We start from the raw sequence: 19,934 nt of genomic DNA on the forward strand, positions 1-19,934 counted from the left end.
TCGAACAGATGTTCGGATTGTGGGGCCTAATGTCGAACCGCGCAACGCCCCCTCCGTCACGATGCTATCCGCATCGCGCCACCTCCCCCGCAAGCGGGGCGGGAGGAAGCTGCTTCTCCTCACCCGTGAAACGGGGGAGGTGGATCGGCGCCGATAGGCGACGAGACGGTGGGGGCGCTAAGCCGCCGTCACCCCCGCCGCAGGATGAACTCCAGGTCGTTGGTCTCGCCGACCTTGAAGAAATACTCCCCGACCTTCTCGAACCCCATGCGGCCGTAGAGCTTCTGAGCTCCGAAATTCTCGGACCACACCCCGATCCACAGGCGGCGCGAACCGTCCCGCTCCAGCCAGTCCAGCGCGGTCTTCAGCAGCGCCGAACCCCGGCCACCGCCCTGATGGCTCTTGAGCACATAGATGCGCTTCAGCTCGCCATCTCCGGCGGAGACCTCGTCATGGGGCAGGTCGCACGGGCCGGCCAGGGCGTAGCCGATGGCTTCGCCGTCCTCGTCCTCCAGGATCCAGGTCGCCTTGTCGGGATGCGCGAGATCATTGCGCGTCCGCTCCAGGCCATAGGCGTAGGCCAGGAAAGTCTCCAGGTCCTCGGGCGGATAGAGGTAGGCAAAGGTTTCCGTGAAGGTCCGCGCGCCCAGGCTGGACACGGTGTCGGCGTCTTCGACGGTCGCCCTACGAATGGAAGGTGCGCGGATGGTCGGAGCGGCGTTCACAGTCTAAGGTTCTCCCATGCCCTTGGCGCTTTATACCCATTTGGACATGCTCGACCACCGGCCCGGCGACGGGCACGTGGAGAGCCCCGAGCGGCTGCGCGCGGTGGTCGATGCGCTGAGCGACGACCCCAATCTGGAGCTGGAAGCGCTGGACGCGCCGCTGGTCGATGTCGAGGACCTGCTGCGGGTGCATCCCAAGGCCTTCGTCGACGCCGTGTTCGAGGCCGCGCCCCGGTCCGGCCGTCTGGCGCTGGACCCTGACACCGTCATGTCGACCGGCAGCCTGGCCGCCGCGCGTCGCGCCGCCGGGGCCAATGCGGCTGCCGTCCGGGCCATCGCGGCGGGGGAGGCGGAGCGGGCGTTCTGCGCCGTGCGGCCGCCTGGGCACCACGCTGAGCCCGGCGTGGCCATGGGCTTCTGCGTCTTCTCCAACGTCGCGGTCGCGGCCCGCGCGGCCCAGGCTGCGGGACTCAAGCGGGTGGCGATCGTCGACTTCGACGTCCACCACGGCAACGGCACCCAGGCGGTGTTCGAGCACGACCCGACGGTGTTCTTCGCCTCGATCCACCAGTCGCCGCTCTATCCCGGCACGGGCGATCCGTCCGAAACGGGCCTGGGCAACATCGTCAACGCCACCGTCGCGCCGCATGCCGCCCGCGAAACCTGGCGGGCCAAGTTCGAAGGCCTGATGGACAAGGTCGACGCCTTCGCGCCGGAACTGCTGATCGTCTCGGCCGGCTTCGACGCCCATGTCCGCGATCCGCTGTCGGCCCAGAGCCTGGACGAGGACGATTTCGCCTGGGCGACCCGGGCGATCGTCTCGGTCGCCAACGCCCGGGCCAAGGGCCGGGTTGTGTCCTCGCTCGAGGGCGGTTACGACCTGCAGGCGCTGGGGCGTTCCGCCGCCGCGCATGTGCGCGCTCTTCAGGAGGGATGAGAGGGACGGAACGGTAGAGCTGCCGACCGACTTCTCTTCAACATGGCCGACGTCACCATCGCCGACCAAGCGTCCCCGCCCGAGAAATCGGGGACCATCACCCTGGCCCGCCACGGCGAACCCGCCCTGTCGCGCAAGGTGCGCCTCAACGCGCCTGAGTACGGCGAATGGTGGGCGCGCTACGAAGTAGGTGGCCTGAAGGAAGGCCAGACCCCGCCGGCGCAGCTGGTCGAGATCGCCCGCGAGGCGGACGTGCTGATCGTCTCCACCCGTCGTCGCGCCATCGAGACCGCCCAGGCGGTGGTCGGCGAGCGGGCCTTCGCTACCGACGAGACCTTTATCGAGGCGCCGCTGCCGCCGCCGCCCTGGCCGCGCTGGCTGCGGATGTCGCCCAGTCGCCTGGGCTTCTTCGCCCGCTTCTGGTGGTGGTTCTTCAACAACCACGGCGGCCAGGAAACGCGGAAGCAGGCCGAGGCCCGCGCCGGCCATGCCGCCGACCTGCTGGTCGAGCTTTCCGACCAGGGGCAGAACGTCCTGGTGTTGGCCCACGGCTTCTTCAACTGGATGATCGCCGACGCGCTGAAGCAGCGTGGGCTGACCAAACTGGTGGATGAAGGTCACGCCTATTGGAGCATCAAGCGCTTCCGCCGCGCTTGAACAGGAGCGTGATAGCCGAAAGTGTGGGCGGTTTCGGCGGCCATCACGCTCCCATGCAAGAAATCGAGCCTGTTTATCCGTTTCGGATGAATCATCCGAAACGGACAGGCTCGAAATCCCTCTTTCCTTGACCGCGCCTTGGCTCTACGCCGTTGTCCGCGCCGCTTGTCGCCATTAGTCTGGCGCTGTTCACCTGAGAGTTGAAATGACCGACGCCACGAGCAATCCCGCCGACATCTCCGCCCTGAGCTTCGAGGAAGCCCTGGCGCAGTTGGAGCGGATCGTGGGCGAACTGGAGTCGGGTCAGGCGCCGCTGGAGCGTTCGATCGACATCTATGAGCGCGGCGCGGCCCTGAAGGCCCACTGCGAAAAGAAGCTGGAAGCCGCGCGGCTGAAGGTCGAGAAGATCGTCCTGGGTCAGGGCGGCGCGGTCGCCGCCGAAGCGGCCGAGTTCAACTGATGCCCGCCCCCCGTCCGGACAATGATCTTGCCAGGCGGATCGTGCAGGCCGCCGACATCGTCACCGTGGCGCTCGACGAGCTGCTGCCGCGCGCCGAGGGGCCGGAAACGCGCCTGACCGAGGCCATGCGCTATGCGGCCCTGGGCCCGGGCAAGCGACTGCGCCCGTTCTTCGCGCTCGAGACCGGCAAGATGTTCGACCTGCCCGAGCGGCCGGTGCTCCGCGCGGCCTGCGCGCTGGAGTGCATCCACGCCTACAGCCTGGTCCACGACGACCTGCCAGCCATGGACGACGACGACGTCCGTCGCGGCCGTCCGACCGTGCACAAGCAGTATGACGAGGCCACCGCCATCCTCGCGGGCGACGCCCTGCAGACGGCGGCCTTCGAGATCATGGCCCATCCCGACACCCACGACGACGGCCATGTCCGCTCGGAGTTGGTGCGGAAGCTCGCCATCGCTTCGGGCGCGCGCGGCATGGCCGGCGGGCAGATGATCGACATTCTCGGGGTTCGCGACGACCTGGGCGCGGTGGCGCGCATGCAGCGCCTGAAAACCGGCGCGCTGATCGCCTTCGCCTTCGAGATCCCGCTGATCATCGCCCGCGCCAAGGACGCCGAGCGCTCGGCCCTGATGGCCTTCGCCCAGGACCTGGGCCTGGCCTACCAGATCGTCGACGACATCCTGGACGCCGAGGGCGACCCCGAAGCCATGGGCAAGGCCACGGGCGGCAAGGACGCCGCCAAGGGCAAGGCCAACTACGTCACCCTGCTGGGCCTGGACGCCGCCAAGGAGCGCGTGAACCTTTTGGCCGAACAGACGCGTTCCCATCTCGAAATCTTTGGCGAACGGGCCGAACATCTGCGCGAAAGCGTCGATTTCGTGCTGGACCGCCGTAACTGACCGCGCTTTCTTCAAACATGTCCATCAAAACGCCTTTGCTCGACTCCATCGCTTCGCCGGCTGACACGCGCGGGCTATCCGTCGCGGACCTGAAACAGCTGGCCGCCGAGGTGCGGGCCGAGACGATCGACGCCGTGTCCGTGACCGGCGGCCACCTGGGCGCGGGCCTGGGCGTGGTCGAGCTGACCGTCGCGCTGCACCACGTGTTCGAGACGCCCAAGGACATCGTCATCTGGGACGTCGGCCACCAGGCCTATCCGCACAAGATCCTCACCGGCCGCCGCGACCGCATCAAGACGCTGCGCCAGGGTGGCGGCCTGTCGGGCTTCACCAAGCGCGCCGAGAGCGAATACGACCCGTTCGGGGCGGCCCACGCGGCCACCTCGATCTCGGCGGCGCTGGGCTTCTGCGCCGCGCGCGACGCCAAGGGTGACAACAACCACGTCATCGCCGTGATCGGCGACGGCTCGCTGGGCGCGGGCATGGCCTATGAGGCGATGAACGCGGCGACGGACACCACCAAGCGCCTGATCGTCATCCTCAACGACAACGACATGTCGATCGCCCCGCCGGTGGGCGGCATGAGCGCGTACCTGGCCAACCTGGTCTCGGGCGGCGCCTACCGCTCGGTGCGCAAGCTGGGCAAGACGGTGGTCGAGAAGCTGCCGACCCCGATGCGCGAAGCCGCCCGCAAGGCGGAAGAATATGCCCGGGGCATGGTCACCGGCGGCACCTTCTTCGAGGAGCTGGGCTTTTACTACATCGGCCCGATCGACGGCCACGACATGGACGCCCTGGTCAGCGTGTTGAAGAACGCCAAGGCGTTCGGCGACAAGCCGGTGCTGGTCCACTGCGTCACCCAGAAGGGCAAGGGCTATGCCCCGGCCGAGGGCGCGGACGACAAGCTGCACGCCGTGGCCAAGTTCGACGTGGTCACCGGCCAGCAGCAGAAGGCGGCCGCTGGCCCGCCCAGCTACACCAAGGTCTTCGCCCAGCAGTTGGTGAAGCAGGCGGAAAAGGACGACAAGATCGTCGCCATCACCGCCGCCATGCCCTCGGGCACGGGCCTAGACATCTTCCAGAAGGCCTATCCCGACCGCACCTTCGACGTCGGGATCGCCGAGCAGCACGCGGTGACCTTCGCCGCCGGCCTCGCCGCCGACGGCATGAAGCCGTTCACGGCGATCTATTCGACCTTCCTGCAGCGTGGCTACGACCAGGTGGTGCACGACGTGGCCATCCAGGGCCTGCCCGTGCGCTTCGCCATGGACCGCGCCGGCCTAGTCGGCGCCGACGGCCCGACCCACGCTGGCAGCTTCGACATCGGCTTCATGGGGGCGCTGCCCGGCATGGTGCTGATGGCCGCCGCCGACGAGGTGGAGTTGGCCCGCATGGTCGCCACGGCCGCCGAGATCGACGACCGCCCCAGCGCGTTCCGCTATCCGCGCGGCGAGGGGCTGGGCCTGGAGATGCCGGCCACGATCGATCCGCTGGAGATCGGCAAGGGCCGTATCGTCCGCGAAGGGACCAGCGTCGCCATCGTCTCGTTCGGCACGCGCCTTTCGGAGAGCCTGAAGGCCGCCGACCTGCTGGCGGCGCGGGGTCTGTCGGCCACGGTCTGCGACGCCCGCTTCGCCAAGCCGCTGGATTTGGACCTGCTGCTGCGCCTGGCGCGCGAGCACGAGGCGATCGTCACGGTGGAGGAGGGCTCCATGGGCGGCTTCGGCGCCTTCGTGCTGCAGGCTCTGGCCCAGCACGGCGCCCTGGATCGCGGCCTGAAGATCCGCACCCTGTGCCTGCCGGACGTCTTCCAGGACCAGGACAAGCCGGACGTCATGTACGCCCAGGCGGGTCTCGACGCCGAGGGCATCCTGCGTGGGGCGCTGTCGGCCCTGGGCATGGACAATGTCAGCGCGGCCGGGGCGGGGCGTAGGGCTTAGGCCCACCTCCGTATCCGCTCTTCCCCGCGAAAGCGGGGATCCACGCTAAGTCTGCGGATTTTGCTCATACGACCCCAACGGCCAATGCCGCTTGGGTCCCCGCTTTCGCGGGGAAGAGCGGTTTCTATTAAGCCCCGCAGGCCTTGAAGAACGCTTTCACGTGACCGCGGTCGGCGTCGCCGGCCGCCAGGTTGTGGCGTTCGCCCTTGGTCAGCAGCGCCAGGTCGCCTGACTTGCGGAAGCCTTCCAGAGCTGGGGCGCTGGCGCTGCCGCGGGCTTCCAGCAGGTCGCCGCCGGTCATGGCGTCCTTGACGCCGGCCGCCTGGAAGCGGCTTTCGGCGCGGCCCGAGGCCAGCACCAGTTGGCCGCCGGTCAGGCCCAGGGCGGACAGGTCGACCTGATCCTGGCCGGGGCGGCAGCTGATCATGAGGACCACGTCATCGCTATTGGGACGGCCATAGGCGAGGCGCGGGGAGGCGGCGTCATCCGCCAGGTAGGCCCATTGATACCCGTTGTTCACCGCAACCTTCTCGTGCGCGCAGCCCGCGAGGGCGGCGGCCAGAAGGCCGAAAGCAACGATGGTCGTGGCGCGGGGCGTCATGGCGGTGTTCCTCCACGTCCGATGAACGCGGAAGCGACATGAATGGCTCCTGAAACGCATCGGGCGCGGAAGCCTTGCGGCCGCCGCGCCCGATAATCTTGTCTGGAAGGGTCTCGCTTAGAACGGCGAGAACTTCTCGACCAGCGACTGGCCGGCCGGCGTCTTCTGGACGCGGCTGATGTCGCCGCGGCCGCCGTAGCTGATGCGGGCTTCGGCGATCTGGGTGTGGCGGATGGTGTTGGCCGAGGAGATGTCCTCCGGACGCACGATGCCGGCCACGGTCAGCTGGCGCAGCTCGGCGTTGGTGCGGACTTCCTGGGTGCCCTGGATGACCATGTTGCCGTTCGGCAGGACCTGGCTGACCACGGCGGCGATCGTCAGGCTGATCTTTTCCGACCGGCTGATACCGCCCGAACCGGCGTTGGTGCTGGTCGAACCGGTTTCCAGCGCGTTGGCCGGATCGAAACCGCCCGGCAGGATCTTGCCCAGGCTCGATTCCATGCCCAGCAGGTGCGGCACGCCGGCCTTGGTGCTGGCGGTGCGCGAGCTGTTCGAGGCGTTCTTGGTGCTGGCGCTGTCGTCGATGTCGATCATCACGGTGACGATGTCGCCCACGCGGCTGGCGCGCTGGTCGTTGAAGAAGGCGCGGGCGCCGACGCGCCACAGCGAGTTGGCCGAGGCCGACTGCGGGGCGGGCTCACGGGCCGAGACGAATTGCTGCTGCATCGGAGCCAGCTGGGCCGGATAGCCGACCGGAGCCAGGTCAGGACCCTTCACGGCTTCCTTGACGGTCGAGCAAGCGGCCAGCGGGGCCAGGAGCAGGGCGGCGGCGATGATGGCGGGGCGGCGCATGGGTCAGACCTCTCAGCGAGCGGCGAAACGGACGGGTTGCGAACGAGCTTGCAAGCTCTGGGCCTGCGGACCGACCGCGGCGGCGCCAGGACCCGTCGCGACGGCCTGGATGATTTTCTTCGACAGCGTGTTCTGGACGGCGAAGACGTCGCCGGTCGCGGCGGCCGCCATGGCTTTCCCTTGAAGCGAAAGGGAAATTCCGCCGTCGTCGTAGGTGATGGTGATCAGGTCGCCGCTCTTGATGACCTGGGCGGCGCCCACGTCGCGGGTCTGGACTGCGGCGCCTTCACGCAGGGGGCGCTTGGTGGCCAGGCCGATGACGGCGTCCGCATCGCGGGGGGCGTCCAGCGGGGCGCCGGCCATTTTCACGTAGACGAGGTCCTGAGGCTGGACGATTTCGCCGGCCGCCAGGCTGCGGGCGTAGGCAAGAACTTCCACGTTGGCGCGGGCGGCGCTGGCGACGGCGCGATTTGCCGTCGTGCCGCCGTTGTCGAGGCCCTCGCGAACGATCACGCGGCGGATGCCGTTGGTGTTGGTCCAGTCGAAGCCCGCGCGACGGGCCGACATCTGCACCTGGCCGGCGTCGAGCACGGCGGTGGGGCCCATGCGGGCGGCGACGACCATGTTGGCGGCGGGGCCGGTCACGCCGTCGAACAGGTCGCCCAGCGTGATGCGCCCGTCGGCGTCGGTGGTGTCCATCCGCAGGGTCACCGGCGTGCCGGCGAAGGCCGGGGCCGAGAGGGCGGTGATGACGATCGTGGCCGCGGCGGCGAGCAGGAAGGCTTTCATGAGCTTACGACCGCAGTTGCGAGGTGGCTTGCAGCATCTGATCGGCCGTCGTGATGACCTTCGAGTTCATCTCGTAGGCGCGCTGGGCGGTGATCAGGGCGGTGATTTCCGAGACGGCGTCGACGTTCGACGATTCCGTGTAGTGCTGCAGCAGGACGCCAAAGCCCGGCTCGCCAGGGGCGGCGAGGGTGGCCGCGCCCGAGGCGGCAGTTTCCAGGAACAGGTTGTCGCCGATGGCTTCCAGGCCGCCTTCGTTCAGGAAGTTGGCGAGCTGGATCTGGCCCACGGTCTGCGGGGCGGTCTGGCCGTCCAGCTTCACCTGCACCAGGCCGGTCTTGCTGATCGTGATGTCGGTCGAGTTCTGCGGGATCGTGATGCCCGGCTGGACGATGTAGCCGTCCTCGGTCACCACCTGGCCCTGGTCGTTGGTCGAGAAGTTGCCCGCACGGGTGTACGCTGTCTCGCCCGAAGGCATCAGGATCGGCATATAGCCCTTGCCCTGGATCGCGATGTCCAGGGGACCGTCGGTCAGGGTCGGGGTGCCTTGCCCGGTGACGCGATAGACCGAGCCGGCCTTCACACCGCCACCCACCTGTACGCCGGTCGGGACGATGTTGCCGTCGCTCGACGACTGCGAGCCCGCGCGCTCGATCGTCTGGTACAGCAAGTCCTGGAACTCGGCCCGTTGGCGTTTGAAGCCAATGGTGTTCATGTTGGCGATGTTGTTCGAGATGACTTCGACGTTCAGCTGCTGAGCAGCCATACCCGAAGCGGCGGTGCGGAGAGCTTGCATCGGCTTACCCTTAGTTCAGCTTGCCCAGACGCTCGACGGCGCTGCGCGAGAGTTCGGCGGTGTTGTCCATCATCTTGGCGACGCCCTCGTAGGCGCGCTGAATCTCGATCAGCTTGGTGATCTCGATGACGGGTTTGACGTTCGAGGATTCCAGCATGCCCTGATGGATCTGAGCGTCCGTCACGGGTTGCAGGGTGGAATTGGCGGTGTTGCGGTAGAGGTTGTCGCCGTCCTTGGACATGGCGGACATGTCGTCCGGGCGGACCAGGCCGATCTTGCCGACCCGGATCGCGCCCTGGCTGACGATGCCGTCCTTGCCGATCGTGACCGGGCCCAGCTTGTAGTCGATGGTGATGTTGCCGCCGCCCTCGTCCAGCACCGGCTGGCCGGCTTGCGTGACCAGCATGCCCTCGGGGTTGGTCGAGAAGCGGCCGTCACGGGTGTAGCGCTCGCCGCCGGCGGCCTGGATCTTGAAGAAGCCCTGGCCCTCGATGGCGAGGTCGAAGTCGCCGTCGGTCTTGGTCATCGCGCCTTGCGTGAAGTCGCGGGCCACGCCGGTGTCCATGACGAACTTCACGGGGGACGCGCCGTCCAGCGTCTTGGCCGGCTTGGCTTGCTCGGTGCGGACCATCAGGTCCTCGACCTTGAAGCCCGTCGTGTTCGCGTTGGCGATGTTGTTGGCCACGATGTCCAGCTCGCGGCGAAGCGTCATCTGGCGCGAAAGGCCGACGTAAAGCGCGTTGTCCATGACGAGTTAACTCGGGCGGCTGGCGCGACAAATGCGCCGCATCCCTAGAAGCAACCTTCGTGCCAACGGGAAAACGTTATACAAATCAACAAATAGGAAGGTTAACGGCGTCGGGTTGGTCGGAGTCTGCCGGGCAGATTCAGCCTGCGACAGAATGGCTTCCAAAACACATCGTTAACCATGTCCCCCGCATGTGTACGGGTGTAGATTCCAAGGAACCGCGCGCGTGGCCAAGAAACCCGAAAAGGAAGCTCCCGCCCCCGAAGGCGAAGAGGGCGCCGAGGGCGAAGCTCCTGCCAAGAAGAAACCGCCGATCCTGATCATTGCGATCGCGGCGGGCGTTCTTGTGCTGGGCGGTGGCGGAGCCGCGGCCTTCTTCCTCCTGAAGCCGAAGCCCGAGGCTCACGGCGAAAAGGGCGCCGAGGAGCACGGCAAGGAAAAGAAGGAAAAGAAGAAGGAAAAGAAGGAAGGCGGCGAGGGCGGCGAAGGCGGCAAGGAAGGCGCGGCCGCTGGTCCGGCGCCCGTGATCAAGGAAGGCCCCGACGGCGTGGTCTTCTACACGCTGCCCGACATCGTCGTGAACATGCAGACGGCCGACGGCAAGTCGACCTTCCTGAAGCTGAAGCTGACGTTCGAGCTGCCCGACGAGGAGACGGCCGAGGCGCTGACGCCGAATCTGCCCAGGTTGCAGGACATGTTCCAGACGTTCCTGCGCGAGCTGCGCCCCGAGGACCTGAACGGTTCGCAGGGCACCTTCCAACTGCGGGTCGAACTGCTGCGCCGGGTGAACCTGGTCGCCGCGCCGGCCAAGGTGAACGCGGTCCTCATCGAGGAGATGCTGATCAACTAAGCCTTCGGGCTGGTTGGGCGAACGAACATGGCGGACGAACTCGACGATCAGGCGGCGATGGCCCAATGGGCCTCGCAAAATCCCCCCGGCGCCTTCGGTGAAGGTGGCGGCGATGGCGGCACGAACGAATTCGGCGACTTCTCCGGCGGCATGGGCGGCTGGGATGATGGTGGCGGCGAAGGCGGTTCCGAGCGCATCCTGAACCAGGATGAAATCGACAGCCTGCTGGGCTTCGATCTCTCCGGCGACGGTTCGGAAGACCGCACGGGCATCCGCGCCATCATCAACTCGGCGCTGGTCTCGTACGAGCGCCTGCCGATGCTGGAAATCGTCTTCGACCGCCTGGTGCGGTTGATGACGACATCCTTGCGGAACTTCACCTCGGACAACGTCGAAGTCAGCCTCGACAACATCAGCTCGATCCGCTTCGGCGACTATCTGAACTCGATCCCGCTGCCGGCCATCCTGGCGGTGTTCCGGGCCGAGGAGCTGGACAACTACGGCCTGCTGACGGTCGACTCGAACCTGATCTACTCGATCGTCGACGTGCTGCTGGGCGGCCGTCGCGGCACGGCCGCGATGCGCATCGAAGGCCGTCCCTACACCACCATCGAACGGGTGCTGGTGCAGCGGATGATCGAGGTGGTGCTGGCCGACCTGAAGAGCGCCTTCGAGCCCCTGCATCCGGTCGGCTTCTCGCTGGACCGCCTGGAAACCAACCCGCGCTTCGCCGCCATCGCTCGCCCGGCCAACGCGGCCATCCTGGTGAAGCTGCGCATCGACATGGAAGACCGCGGCGGTCGCATCGAGCTGCTGCTGCCCTACGCCACGCTGGAACCCATCCGGAAGATGCTGCTGCAGCAGTTCATGGGTGAGAAGTTCGGTCGCGACAACATCTGGGAAGGCCACTTGGCCACCGAACTCTGGACCACCCAGACGGAGGTCCGCGCGGTTCTGGACGAGCAGCAGGTGCCTCTGTCGCGCGTGCTGAACATGCAGGTTGGCGACACCCTGATGCTGAACGCTACGCCCGACAGCCTGGTCGAGCTGCGCGCCGGGGCCATCCCGCTGACGCGCGGCCGCATGGGCCGTCGCAACCACTCGATCGCCGTGCGAGCCGAAGCGCCGCTGACGCCCGCCGCCAAGAAGGCCGTGCAGAAGCTGAAATGAGCCTCGTCGCCTTCGCCATGAACGGGTTCCTCGCGGTGCTGCTGATCGCGGCGCTGGGCTTCGGCTGGCGCCTCGAGCGCCGCCTCAAGGCCCTGCGCGACAGCCACGAGGGCTTCGCCAAGGCGGTGGCCGACCTGGACGTTGCGGCGGCGCGCGCCGAGCAAGGCCTCGCCGACCTGCGCGCGGCCACCGACGAAGCCGCCGAGACCCTGGCCGTGCGCATCGAGCGCGCCCAGCTCCTGGCCGCGCAACTGGACGAGCGGGTCAACCGCCCGCTGCCGAACCCGACGCCGGCCCCCGCGCCGCAGTCGCAAGCCCAGCCTCAGGCCGAGCGGCTCACGCCGCGCCTGGGTCGCGAAGCGTCGCCGACGGGCGTCCCGCCGGTCGATCGCCGCCTTTCGGCCGCCGATTTCGAGCGCCTGCTGGATCGCGAGGACCGCGCCGATCGCGTGGCGCGCGGCGAGCAAATCCCGCGCCCGGCCTCGCGTCCGGGCCTGACCCATGAAGCCCCGCGCCCCCGCGCGCGGATGGACGATGACCTCTTTGACGGGCCGGGCGACAGCGCCGGTTCCGGCCTCAACCCCAGGGCTCCCCGCCGATGAAGAACGTTCCGCGCATCCTCCCTCTGGTCGGCGTCGCCGTCGGCGGCGTGCTGGCGATCAACGCCATGGCCGGCGCCAAGTCGCTGCCGGACCTGCTGAGCGGGGCCAAGGCCTTCGCCGAGGGCGTCGCCAAGCCGGCGGCCAAGGAAGGCCATGACGCCAAGGGCGAGGAAGCCGCTTCCGCCGAGGGCGCGGCCCAGCCGGCCGCCGCCAACGCCCCGCCGCCGCGCGTCTGCGCCCCTTCGGCCGACGCCCTGGCCAAGGAAGCCGGCCTCTCGCCCGCCGAACTGCGCGTCCTGCAAAGCCTGGGCGCCCGTCGCGGCCAGCTGGACCAGCGCGAGCAGGACATCGACGTCCAGCTGAAGCTGCTGGCCGCCGCCGAGGCCAAGCTCGACGCCAAGATGAAGTCGCTGACCGGTTTGAAGGGCGACATCCAGGGCCTGCTGGGCCAGGTCGACAACCAGAAGCAGGCCGAGGTCGATCGTCTGGTCGTGGTCTATCAGGGCATGAAGCCCAAGGACGCCGCCGCCCGCATGACCTTGCTGTCGGACGAGGTCCGCCTGCCGATCGCCGCCAAGATGAAGGAACGCGCGCTGTCGATGGTGCTGGCCAACATGGCCCCCGGCGACGCCAAGATCCTGACCGAGCGCCTGGCCTCGCGCATGGCCAATCCGGCCGTCGAGAAGGGCAAGGCCGCTGTCGCCGACAACGCCGCCGCTGCTCAGGGCGCCGCCACGGCGCCGGGCCAGCAGGCCGCCGCTGCTCCGCTGGCCGGCGCCTCGCCCGCCAAGGCCGCTCCCAAGAAAGCCGGCTAAGGGAGGCCCATGACGCTTCGCCAGCTCCTGCGCTCCAGCGTCGCCGCCGCGTGCATCGCGGGGACGCTGGCGCCGTCCGGCTACGCCGCGCCGCCGCCCGTCGCGGCGCGCGGCTCGCTGGACGTGCGCGTGGCGCAGGCGGCGGACTTCTCGCGGATCGAGTTCCACTGGGCCGGTGGCGCCCGTATGGTCTCGCACCGCGAAGGCCAGACCCTGGTGCTGCGGTTCAGCCGCGACGCCAATCCCGACCTCTCGACCCTGAAGATCGCGCCGCCGCGCTGGCTGAAGGCTTCGGAAGCCCGCCACGTCAACGGCGTGCTCGAGCTCGTCCTGACCCTGACCGACGACGCCGACGCGCGTCTGGGCAATGGCGACGGCGTCGACTTCGTCAACATCTTCGCTCGCCCCGGCGCGGCGCCGGCGGCCCAGACCCCGGCGGCGGCCGCGCCTGTCGGCCGTCCAAACCCGATGCCGGCCAACGGCGTGGTCAAGGTCGGCTTCGAGCGCGAGGACCAGCAGGTCACCCTGTCGTTCGAATGGGCCGCCGCGGCCGGCGCCGCTGTGTTCCGGCGCGGCGAGGCGGTCTGGGTGGTGTTCGACACGCCCGCGCGGCTCGATACCTCCAAGGTGCCGTCGTCCAGCGTCCGCTATTCGAAGTTCCAGGCCTTCAAGGGCCCCGACTACACAGCCCTGCGGATCGTCACCCAGTCGGGCACGCCCTATGTCGCCGAAGGGCAGGGCGGTCTCTGGAAAATCAGTCTCGGCCCCGGCACGCAGCAGACTCCCGACGTCATCAAGGTGGCGCGCGACGAGAGCGTTCAGCCGGCCAGCCTGTCGGCCACGGTCTCGGGCGTGACCAAGGCGGTCTGGGTCACCGACCCCGCCGTCGGCGACAAGATGATCGTCGCCCCCGCGCTCGCGCCCTCCAAGGGCCTGCCGTCGCGTCGCGACTATGTCGAGATGGCGCTGCTGCAATCGGCGCAAGGCCTGGCGATCGAGACCTACGCTCAGGACCTGCTGGTGCAGGCCAATGGCGACCTGCTGCGGATCGGCCGTCCCAAGGGCCTGGTGCTGTCGCCGGTCTCGGCCTCGACGCCGCCAGAGCAGGCCTCGGCCGGCGCGCCGCAGCCGATGTCGATGCCGGCCCTGATCGACCTCGACAACTGGCCCAAGACCGGCTCGGGCGGGTTCCTGGCCCGCTACAACGCCCTGCAGATGGCGATCCCGAACGCGCCGGAAGGCGAGGGCAAGGACAGCGACACCGGCGCCCGCATGGCGCTGGCCCGCTTCCTGGTCGGCTCGCAGATGTCGTTCGAGGCGATCGGCGTCCTGAACGCGGCCGCCCGTAAGCACCAGACCCTGATGGGCGACGCGGAGTTCCGTGGCCTGCGCGGCATGGCCAAGGTGATGGCCGGCCGCCTGACCGAGGCCGACGCCGACTTCTCCTCGCCGGTCCTCAGCGACGATCCGTCCAGCGCCCTGTGGCGCGGCTATATCTCGACCAAGCAGGGCCAGTACGCCGACGCCCGGACCAAGTTCGCCGGCGGCGGTCGCGCCCTGGATCTCTTCCCGCCGATCTGGCGCGCGCGCTTCCTGCACGCCCAGGCCCAGGCGGCGCTCGGGGTCGGTGACGTGACGGGCGCCATGCAACTGGTGACCAAGGCCCTGGCCCAGCCCAAGATCCCGGTCGAGGACCAGCTGGACACCCGCCTGACCCAGGCCAAGATCTTCGAGGCCAAGGGCGAGAAGGCCCGCGCCCAGCGCATGTTCCTGGCCATCGCCAAGGCTCCGATCGACCGCCTCGCCACGCCGGCCTTGCTGCACGCGACCCAGCTGCAATACGCCCGAGGACAGATCAACGCGGCCAAGACCGCCGACACCCTGAACCAGCTGCGCTATCGCTGGCGCGGCGACGGCGTCGAGCTGGAAGTCATCCGGGCCTTGGGCAAGCTCTATATCGACCAGGGCCGTTATCGCGAGGCGCTGGAAGTGCTGCGCTCGGCCGGCCGCCAGCTTCCGGACCGTCCCGAAGCTCTGGCGCTGCAGAACGACCTGTCGAACACCTTCCGCCAACTGTTCCTGCAAGGCCTGGCCGACGGCATGCAGCCGGTCCAGGCGGTGGGCCTGTTCTACGACTTCCAGGACCTGACCCCGATCGGCGCCGACGGCGACCAGATGGTCCGCAACCTGGTGCGTCGCCTGGTCGATGTCGACCTGCTGGATGACGCCGGCAAGCTGCTCAAGTACCAGGTCGACAACCGCCTGAACGGCGTGCCCAAGGCCCAGGTCGCCACCGATCTGGCCTGGATCTACCTGATGAACAAGCAGCCGGAGAACGCGCTCAACGCGATCAACGAAACGCGTTCGACGATCCTGCCGCCGGCCCTGAACGTCGAACGCCGCCTGGCCACGGCCCGCGCCCTGATGGGCCTGGGCCGCTTCGACGACGCCCTAGAGCTGATCGAGAAGGACAACAGCCGCGACGGCCAGGAGATCCGCGCCGAGATCGCCTGGAAGCAACACACCTGGCCGACCGCCGGGGCGCTGTACGAACGGGCGCTGGGCGATCGCTGGAAGACCCCCGGGGCGCTGGCGCCGGGCGACGAGGCCCGCCTGCTGCGCAGCGCCGTGGCCTACAGCCTGGCCGACGACGACGCCTCGCTGGGCCGCCTGCGCCAGCGCTGGACCGGCTTCATCGACACGGCCGGCAATCCCGACGGCCTGCGCGTGGCCCTGCAGGGCATGAACGTCGAATCGCTGTCGGCTTCGGACTTCGGTCGCGTCACCGCCGACAACGAGGCCTTCAACGGCTGGATCGGTCGGATGAAGGACAAGTTCCGCACCGGCCAGCCCGCCGGCTCTCCCGCTCGCGCGGGCAAGTAGGGCAGGGCCTACCTCAAACCCGCAAATCCTGCCGCTATTCGAGGCAAGTCCGCCCTCGAAGCGCTTCCATGCGGCCGAAAATCGCCCATGAAAACCTGATTGGTCTTATGGCGGGCTCCGGGCGTTTAGCCTAGTTAGAGCCCGCCCGAGGCCCCATATCGGCCGACGCGGCGCGAGCGCTTGCCTTTCTGCCGCAGGCATGTCATGACAACGTTGTCATAGGGTGGACGACATTGGCTAAGAAAAACGAAGACGGCGATAATGGCCGCGAGGTCCTGGTTCTGCTTGGCGGGGCGGGGGATCTGGCCCTGCGAATGCTTCTGCCTTCGCTCTATTTCCTCGAACTGGACCGCCTTCTGCCGCACGACCTGCGGATCATCGGCGTGGCCCGCGCGGAGCACGACGCCGCCAGCTACAAGGCCCTGGTCCGCGAGCAACTGGGCAAGCGCGCGACGGTGGAGGACGCGGTGTGGAACCGCTTGGCCGCCCGTCTCGACTACGTGCCCGCCAACATCACCAGCGAGGACGACACCAAGAAGCTGGCCCAGCGCATCGGCGCGCATGGCAGCCTGGTGATCTTCTTCTCGCTGTCGCCCAGCCTGTACGGCCCGGCCTGCCAGGCGCTGCAGTCGGCGGGCCTGACGGGCCCGAACACTCGCCTGATCCTGGAAAAGCCGCTCGGCCGCGACCTGGAGAGCTCCAAGGCGACCAACGCCGCTGTCGCCGCCGTGGTCGACGAAAGCCAGGTCTTCCGGATCGACCACTATCTGGGCAAGGAGACTGTCCAGAACCTGACCGCCCTGCGCTTCGCCAACGTGCTGTTCGAGCCGCTGTGGGACCGCAACACGATCGACCACGTGCAGATCACCATCGCCGAGACCGAGAAGGTCGGCGACCGCTGGCCCTATTACGACGAATACGGCGCGCTGCGGGATATGGTGCAGAACCACATGCTGCAGCTCTTGTGCCTCGTGGCCATGGAGGCGCCGTCGGGCTTCGACCCCGACGCGGTCCGTGACGAGAAGGTCAAGGTTCTCCGCAGCTTGCGGCCCTTCACGAAGGAGACCGTGGCCCACGACACCGTGCGCGGTCAGTACGTGGCGGGCGTCGTCGAGGGCGGCGCCCGCGCCGGCTATGTCGAGGAAGTCGGCAAGCCCACCAAGACCGAGACCTTCGTGGCCATGAAGGTGGCGATCGACAACTGGCGTTGGGACGGCGTGCCGTTCTTCCTGCGCACCGGCAAGAACCTGCCGGACCGCCGCACCCAGATCGTCGTCCAGTTCAAGCCGCTGCCGCATAACATCTTCGGTCCGGCGACCGACGGCGAGCTGTGCGCCAACCGCCTGGTCATCGATTTGCAGCCGGACGAAGACATCTCGCTGACGATCATGAACAAGCGTCCGGGTCTCTCGGAAGAGGGCATGCGCCTGCAGTCGCTGCCGCTGTCGCTGTCGTTCGGCCAGAGCGGCGGCCGTCGTCGCATCGCCTACGAGAAGCTGTTCGTCGACGCCTTCCGCGGCGACCGCACCCTGTTCGTGCGTCGCGACGAGGTCGAGCAGGCCTGGAAGTTCATCGACGCCGTCTCGGCCGCCTGGGCCGATGCGGGGGTCGAGCCGGCCCACTACGCCGCCGGCACCTGGGGGCCGCAGTCGGCGCAGGGCCTGATCTCGCCCGGCGGCCGGTCCTGGAAGGCCTGAGGCATGGCCAAGTTCGAAGAGTTCGGCTCGCGCGAAGCCCTCTATGACGCCGCCGCCTCGATCCTGGTCGGGGCGCTGACCACGGCCGTGGCCACCCACGGCAAGGCGGGTTTCGCGGCCACGGGCGGCTCGACGCCGGCGCCGGTCTACGACCGCATGTCCGGCATGACCGCGCCCTGGGACAAGATCACGGTCACCCTGACCGACGAGCGCTTCGTGCCGCCGACCGATCCCAGCAGCAACGAGGGCCTGGTCCGTCGTCACCTGCTGACCGGCGAGGCCGCCAAGGCCGAGTTCGCGCCGCTATTCATCGAGGGCGTCAGCCACGAGGAAAGCGCCTATCTAGCCCAGGAAGGCGTCGACGCGGCTTCGCCGTTCGGCGTGGTGCTGCTGGGCGTGGGTCCCGATGGCCACTTCGCGTCGCTGTTTCCGGGCAATCCGGTGTTGGCGCGGGGCCTTGATCCGCACTCGGAGCGTTCGGTCCTGGCCGTGCCGCCCGGCGATCCTGCGCCGGATATCCCGCGCTTGTCACTGACCCTGGCCGCCCTGGCTCGCACCGATTTGATCGTGCTGCTGGTCACCGGCGCGGCGAAGAAAGTGTTGTTGGAAGGTGATGTCGATCCGGCCCTGCCGGTCGCCGCCATCCTGAAGCAGGACCGCGCCAAGGTCCGCATCCTTTGGGCGGAGTAGTCGCCATGAGCCTGAACCCGGTCATCGCCGAAGTCACCGCCCGCATCGTGGCGCGCAGCAAGGACAGCCGCGCCGCCTACCTGGCGAACATGGAGCACGCGATCGAGAGCCAGCCGGGCCGGGCCAAGCTCAGCTGCGCCAACTGGGCCCACGCCTTCGCCGCCTCGCCGGGTGTCGACAAGGTCCGGGCGCTGGATCCGAACGCGCCAAACATCGGCATCGTCTCGGCCTATAACGACATGCTGTCGGCCCACCAGCCGCTGGAGGAGTATCCGGCGCTGATCAAGGCCGCCGCGCGCGAGGCCGGGGCCACCGCCCAGTTCGCCGGCGGCGTGCCGGCCATGTGCGATGGCGTGACCCAGGGCCGTCCGGGCATGGAGCTGTCGCTGTTCTCGCGCGACGTCATCGCCATGGCCACGGCCGTCGCCCTGACCCACGACGCCTTCGACTCGGCGCTGTATCTGGGCGTCTGCGACAAGATCGTGCCGGGCCTGGTGATCGGCGCCCTGACCTTCAGCCACCTGCCGGCCCTGTTCGTGCCCGCCGGTCCGATGACCTCGGGCCTGCCCAACAGCGAGAAGGCCCGCATCCGCGCCCTCTACGCCGAGGGCAAGGTCGGTCGCGCCGAACTGCTGGAAGCCGAGAGCGCCAGCTATCACGGCCCGGGCACCTGCACCTTCTACGGCACCGCCAACACCAACCAGATGCTGATGGAGCTGATGGGTTTCCATCTGCCCGGCTCGGCCTTCGTTCACCCCAACACCCCGCTGCGCGAGGCTCTGGTCAAGGAAGCCGCTCGCCGCGCCGCCTCGGTGACCAACAAGGGCAACGAATTCATTCCGGTCGGCCGGATGATCGACGAGAAGTCGATCGTCAACGGGGTGGTCGGCCTGATGGCCACCGGCGGCTCGACGAACCTGGCCTTGCACATCATCGCCATGGCCCACGCGGCCGGCGTCCTGCTGACGCTGGAAGACCTGGACGACATCTCCAAGGCCACGCCGCTCTTGGCGCGCGTCTATCCGAACGGCTCGGCCGACGTGAACCATTTCCAGGCCGCCGGCGGCATGGCGTTCGTGATCCGCGAGCTCTTGAAGGCCGGTCTCGTCCATGAGGACGTCCAGACCATCGCCGGCCCCGGCCTGTCGCTCTACGCCCAGGAGCCGCACCTCGAGGATGGCGTCCTGACCTGGCGCGAGGGCGCGACCGAGAGCCTAGACACCGCCATCGTCCGTCCGGTCTCCGATCCGTTCAGCCCCGAAGGCGGGCTGCGTCTGCTGGCCGGCAACCTGGGTCGTGGCGTCATGAAGATCTCGGCCGTGAAGCCCGAGCACCACGTGATCGAAGCCCCGTGCGCCGTGTTCCAGGAGCAGGAAGACTTCATCGCCGCCTTCAAGCGCGGCGAACTGGACCGCGACGTCGTGGTCGTGATGCGCTTCCAGGGCCCGTCGGCCAACGGCATGCCGGAGCTGCACAACCTGTCGCCGTCGATCTCGGTGCTGCTGGATCGCGGCTACAAGGTCGCCTTGGTCACCGACGGTCGGATGTCGGGCGCTTCGGGCAAGACCCCGGCCGCCATCCACGTGACGCCGGAAGCCGCTAAGGGCGGGCCCCTGGCCTATGTCCAGGACGGCGATGTGATCAGCGTCAACGCCGAGACCGGCGAACTGAAGATCCTGGTGGACGAGGCGGCTCTGCTGGCCCGCGCGCCGGCGAACGTCCCGGCGTCCAAGCCGGGCTTTGGTAGGGAACTGTTCGGATGGATGCGCAGCGGGGTCGGCGCCGCCGACGCCGGCGCGTCCGTCTTTGCTTGAGGAAGCGCT

The 19,934-nt window shown here is 68.4% G+C and carries 19 protein-coding genes; 13 read left to right on the forward strand and 6 right to left on the reverse strand.

The genetic code is table 11. The features are described from left to right. Positions 1-188: 188 nt before the first annotated feature. Positions 189-725 (reverse strand): GNAT family N-acetyltransferase, encoded by a 537-nt coding sequence (locus tag AC07NN_RS13475; RefSeq protein WP_494641492.1) that lies wholly within the window; start codon positions 723-725, stop codon positions 189-191. A 16-nt stretch (positions 726-741) separates the two neighbouring features. On the opposite strand from AC07NN_RS13475, the gene AC07NN_RS13480 reads away from it, so the two are divergent. The 5 genes from AC07NN_RS13480 to dxs all read left to right on the forward strand — a co-directional run bounded on the left by AC07NN_RS13480 (position 742) and on the right by dxs (position 5,621). Next, the gene (locus AC07NN_RS13480; RefSeq protein ID WP_494641494.1) at positions 742-1,662 is read left to right on the forward strand and encodes a histone deacetylase family protein; all 921 of its coding nucleotides are present in this window, start codon (positions 742-744) and stop codon (positions 1,660-1,662) included. 42 nt (positions 1,663-1,704) lie between these two features. Next, positions 1,705-2,319 (forward strand): histidine phosphatase family protein, encoded by a 615-nt coding sequence (locus AC07NN_RS13485; protein WP_494641496.1) that lies wholly within the window; start codon positions 1,705-1,707, stop codon positions 2,317-2,319. A gap of 205 nt (positions 2,320-2,524) precedes the next feature. Next, complete coding sequence (locus tag AC07NN_RS13490; RefSeq protein WP_494641498.1) at positions 2,525-2,779, forward strand: exodeoxyribonuclease VII small subunit; 255 nt, start codon at positions 2,525-2,527, stop codon at positions 2,777-2,779. After that, on the forward strand, positions 2,779-3,681 hold the full coding sequence (locus tag AC07NN_RS13495) for a polyprenyl synthetase family protein (protein ID WP_494641500.1): 903 nt from the start codon (positions 2,779-2,781) through the stop codon (positions 3,679-3,681). The genes AC07NN_RS13490 and AC07NN_RS13495 overlap by 1 nt, the downstream gene beginning before the upstream one ends. A 17-nt stretch (positions 3,682-3,698) precedes the next feature. Next, positions 3,699-5,621, forward strand: coding sequence for a 1-deoxy-D-xylulose-5-phosphate synthase (gene dxs / locus AC07NN_RS13500; RefSeq protein WP_494641502.1), 1,923 nt, complete (start codon positions 3,699-3,701; stop codon positions 5,619-5,621). 127 nt (positions 5,622-5,748) lie between these two features. Here the strand turns inward: dxs and AC07NN_RS13505 are convergent, their stop codons facing one another. From AC07NN_RS13505 to flgF, 5 genes are all read right to left on the reverse strand, one after another. Further along, the gene (locus AC07NN_RS13505) at positions 5,749-6,222 is read right to left on the reverse strand and encodes a hypothetical protein (RefSeq protein WP_494641504.1); all 474 of its coding nucleotides are present in this window, start codon (positions 6,220-6,222) and stop codon (positions 5,749-5,751) included. A 117-nt stretch (positions 6,223-6,339) separates the two neighbouring features. Next, on the reverse strand, positions 6,340-7,074 hold the full coding sequence (flgH, locus tag AC07NN_RS13510; protein WP_494641506.1) for a flagellar basal body L-ring protein FlgH: 735 nt from the start codon (positions 7,072-7,074) through the stop codon (positions 6,340-6,342). A gap of 12 nt (positions 7,075-7,086) precedes the next feature. Further along, complete coding sequence (gene flgA / locus AC07NN_RS13515) at positions 7,087-7,863, reverse strand: flagellar basal body P-ring formation chaperone FlgA (RefSeq protein WP_494641508.1); 777 nt, start codon at positions 7,861-7,863, stop codon at positions 7,087-7,089. Between the two features lie 4 nt (positions 7,864-7,867). Beyond that, entirely contained in the window at positions 7,868-8,656 is a 789-nt protein-coding gene (flgG, locus tag AC07NN_RS13520; RefSeq protein ID WP_494641510.1) for a flagellar basal-body rod protein FlgG, read from the reverse strand. Between the two features lie 10 nt (positions 8,657-8,666). Beyond that, on the reverse strand, positions 8,667-9,404 hold the full coding sequence (gene flgF / locus AC07NN_RS13525; RefSeq protein ID WP_494641512.1) for a flagellar basal-body rod protein FlgF: 738 nt from the start codon (positions 9,402-9,404) through the stop codon (positions 8,667-8,669). Between the two features lie 226 nt (positions 9,405-9,630). Here flgF and fliL point away from each other — a divergent pair, with 226 nt between their 5' ends. From fliL to edd, 8 genes are all read left to right on the forward strand, one after another. Then, positions 9,631-10,254 carry a flagellar basal body-associated protein FliL gene (fliL, locus tag AC07NN_RS13530; protein WP_494641513.1) on the forward strand — a complete coding sequence of 208 codons (624 nt, stop codon included), beginning with the start codon at positions 9,631-9,633 and terminating at the stop codon, positions 10,252-10,254. Between the two features lie 27 nt (positions 10,255-10,281). Next, complete coding sequence (gene fliM, locus AC07NN_RS13535; RefSeq protein WP_494641515.1) at positions 10,282-11,424, forward strand: flagellar motor switch protein FliM; 1,143 nt, start codon at positions 10,282-10,284, stop codon at positions 11,422-11,424. Continuing rightward, the gene (locus tag AC07NN_RS13540; protein ID WP_494641517.1) at positions 11,421-12,026 is read left to right on the forward strand and encodes a DUF6468 domain-containing protein; all 606 of its coding nucleotides are present in this window, start codon (positions 11,421-11,423) and stop codon (positions 12,024-12,026) included. Before fliM ends, AC07NN_RS13540 begins: the two co-directional genes overlap by 4 nt. Further along, positions 12,023-12,841 (forward strand): MotE family protein, encoded by an 819-nt coding sequence (locus AC07NN_RS13545; RefSeq protein ID WP_494641519.1) that lies wholly within the window; start codon positions 12,023-12,025, stop codon positions 12,839-12,841. The genes AC07NN_RS13540 and AC07NN_RS13545 overlap by 4 nt, the downstream gene beginning before the upstream one ends. Positions 12,842-12,850: 9 nt before the next feature. Continuing rightward, positions 12,851-15,724, forward strand: a complete 2,874-nt coding sequence (locus AC07NN_RS13550; RefSeq protein ID WP_494641521.1) for a tetratricopeptide repeat protein — start codon at positions 12,851-12,853, stop codon at positions 15,722-15,724. 233 nt (positions 15,725-15,957) lie between these two features. Then, on the forward strand, positions 15,958-17,421 hold the full coding sequence (gene zwf, locus AC07NN_RS13555; protein WP_494641523.1) for a glucose-6-phosphate dehydrogenase: 1,464 nt from the start codon (positions 15,958-15,960) through the stop codon (positions 17,419-17,421). A gap of 3 nt (positions 17,422-17,424) precedes the next feature. Continuing rightward, positions 17,425-18,111, forward strand: coding sequence for a 6-phosphogluconolactonase (gene pgl / locus AC07NN_RS13560; RefSeq protein ID WP_494641525.1), 687 nt, complete (start codon positions 17,425-17,427; stop codon positions 18,109-18,111). A 5-nt stretch (positions 18,112-18,116) separates the two neighbouring features. Then, on the forward strand, positions 18,117-19,925 hold the full coding sequence (edd, locus tag AC07NN_RS13565; protein WP_494641527.1) for a phosphogluconate dehydratase: 1,809 nt from the start codon (positions 18,117-18,119) through the stop codon (positions 19,923-19,925). The last annotated feature ends 9 nt before the right edge of the window (positions 19,926-19,934 follow it).

The organism is Caulobacter sp. GW821-FHT09H08 (genome assembly GCF_059415885.1).

Coding starts and splice junctions, on each gene's coding strand:
- pgl (WP_494641525.1), top strand. CDS start 17,425: ATGGCCAAGTTCGAAGAGTTCGGCTCGCGCGAAGCCCTCTATGACGCC.
- flgH (WP_494641506.1), bottom strand. CDS start 7,074: ATGCGCCGCCCCGCCATCATCGCCGCCGCCCTGCTCCTGGCCCCGCTG.
- edd (WP_494641527.1), top strand. CDS start 18,117: ATGAGCCTGAACCCGGTCATCGCCGAAGTCACCGCCCGCATCGTGGCG.
- AC07NN_RS13550 (WP_494641521.1), top strand. CDS start 12,851: ATGACGCTTCGCCAGCTCCTGCGCTCCAGCGTCGCCGCCGCGTGCATC.
- AC07NN_RS13545 (WP_494641519.1), top strand. CDS start 12,023: ATGAAGAACGTTCCGCGCATCCTCCCTCTGGTCGGCGTCGCCGTCGGC.
- AC07NN_RS13490 (WP_494641498.1), top strand. CDS start 2,525: ATGACCGACGCCACGAGCAATCCCGCCGACATCTCCGCCCTGAGCTTC.
- AC07NN_RS13485 (WP_494641496.1), top strand. CDS start 1,705: ATGGCCGACGTCACCATCGCCGACCAAGCGTCCCCGCCCGAGAAATCG.
- AC07NN_RS13540 (WP_494641517.1), top strand. CDS start 11,421: ATGAGCCTCGTCGCCTTCGCCATGAACGGGTTCCTCGCGGTGCTGCTG.
- dxs (WP_494641502.1), top strand. CDS start 3,699: ATGTCCATCAAAACGCCTTTGCTCGACTCCATCGCTTCGCCGGCTGAC.
- flgA (WP_494641508.1), bottom strand. CDS start 7,863: ATGAAAGCCTTCCTGCTCGCCGCCGCGGCCACGATCGTCATCACCGCC.
- fliM (WP_494641515.1), top strand. CDS start 10,282: ATGGCGGACGAACTCGACGATCAGGCGGCGATGGCCCAATGGGCCTCG.
- AC07NN_RS13495 (WP_494641500.1), top strand. CDS start 2,779: ATGCCCGCCCCCCGTCCGGACAATGATCTTGCCAGGCGGATCGTGCAG.
- flgG (WP_494641510.1), bottom strand. CDS start 8,656: ATGCAAGCTCTCCGCACCGCCGCTTCGGGTATGGCTGCTCAGCAGCTG.
- AC07NN_RS13480 (WP_494641494.1), top strand. CDS start 742: ATGCCCTTGGCGCTTTATACCCATTTGGACATGCTCGACCACCGGCCC.
- flgF (WP_494641512.1), bottom strand. CDS start 9,404: ATGGACAACGCGCTTTACGTCGGCCTTTCGCGCCAGATGACGCTTCGC.
- AC07NN_RS13505 (WP_494641504.1), bottom strand. CDS start 6,222: ATGACGCCCCGCGCCACGACCATCGTTGCTTTCGGCCTTCTGGCCGCC.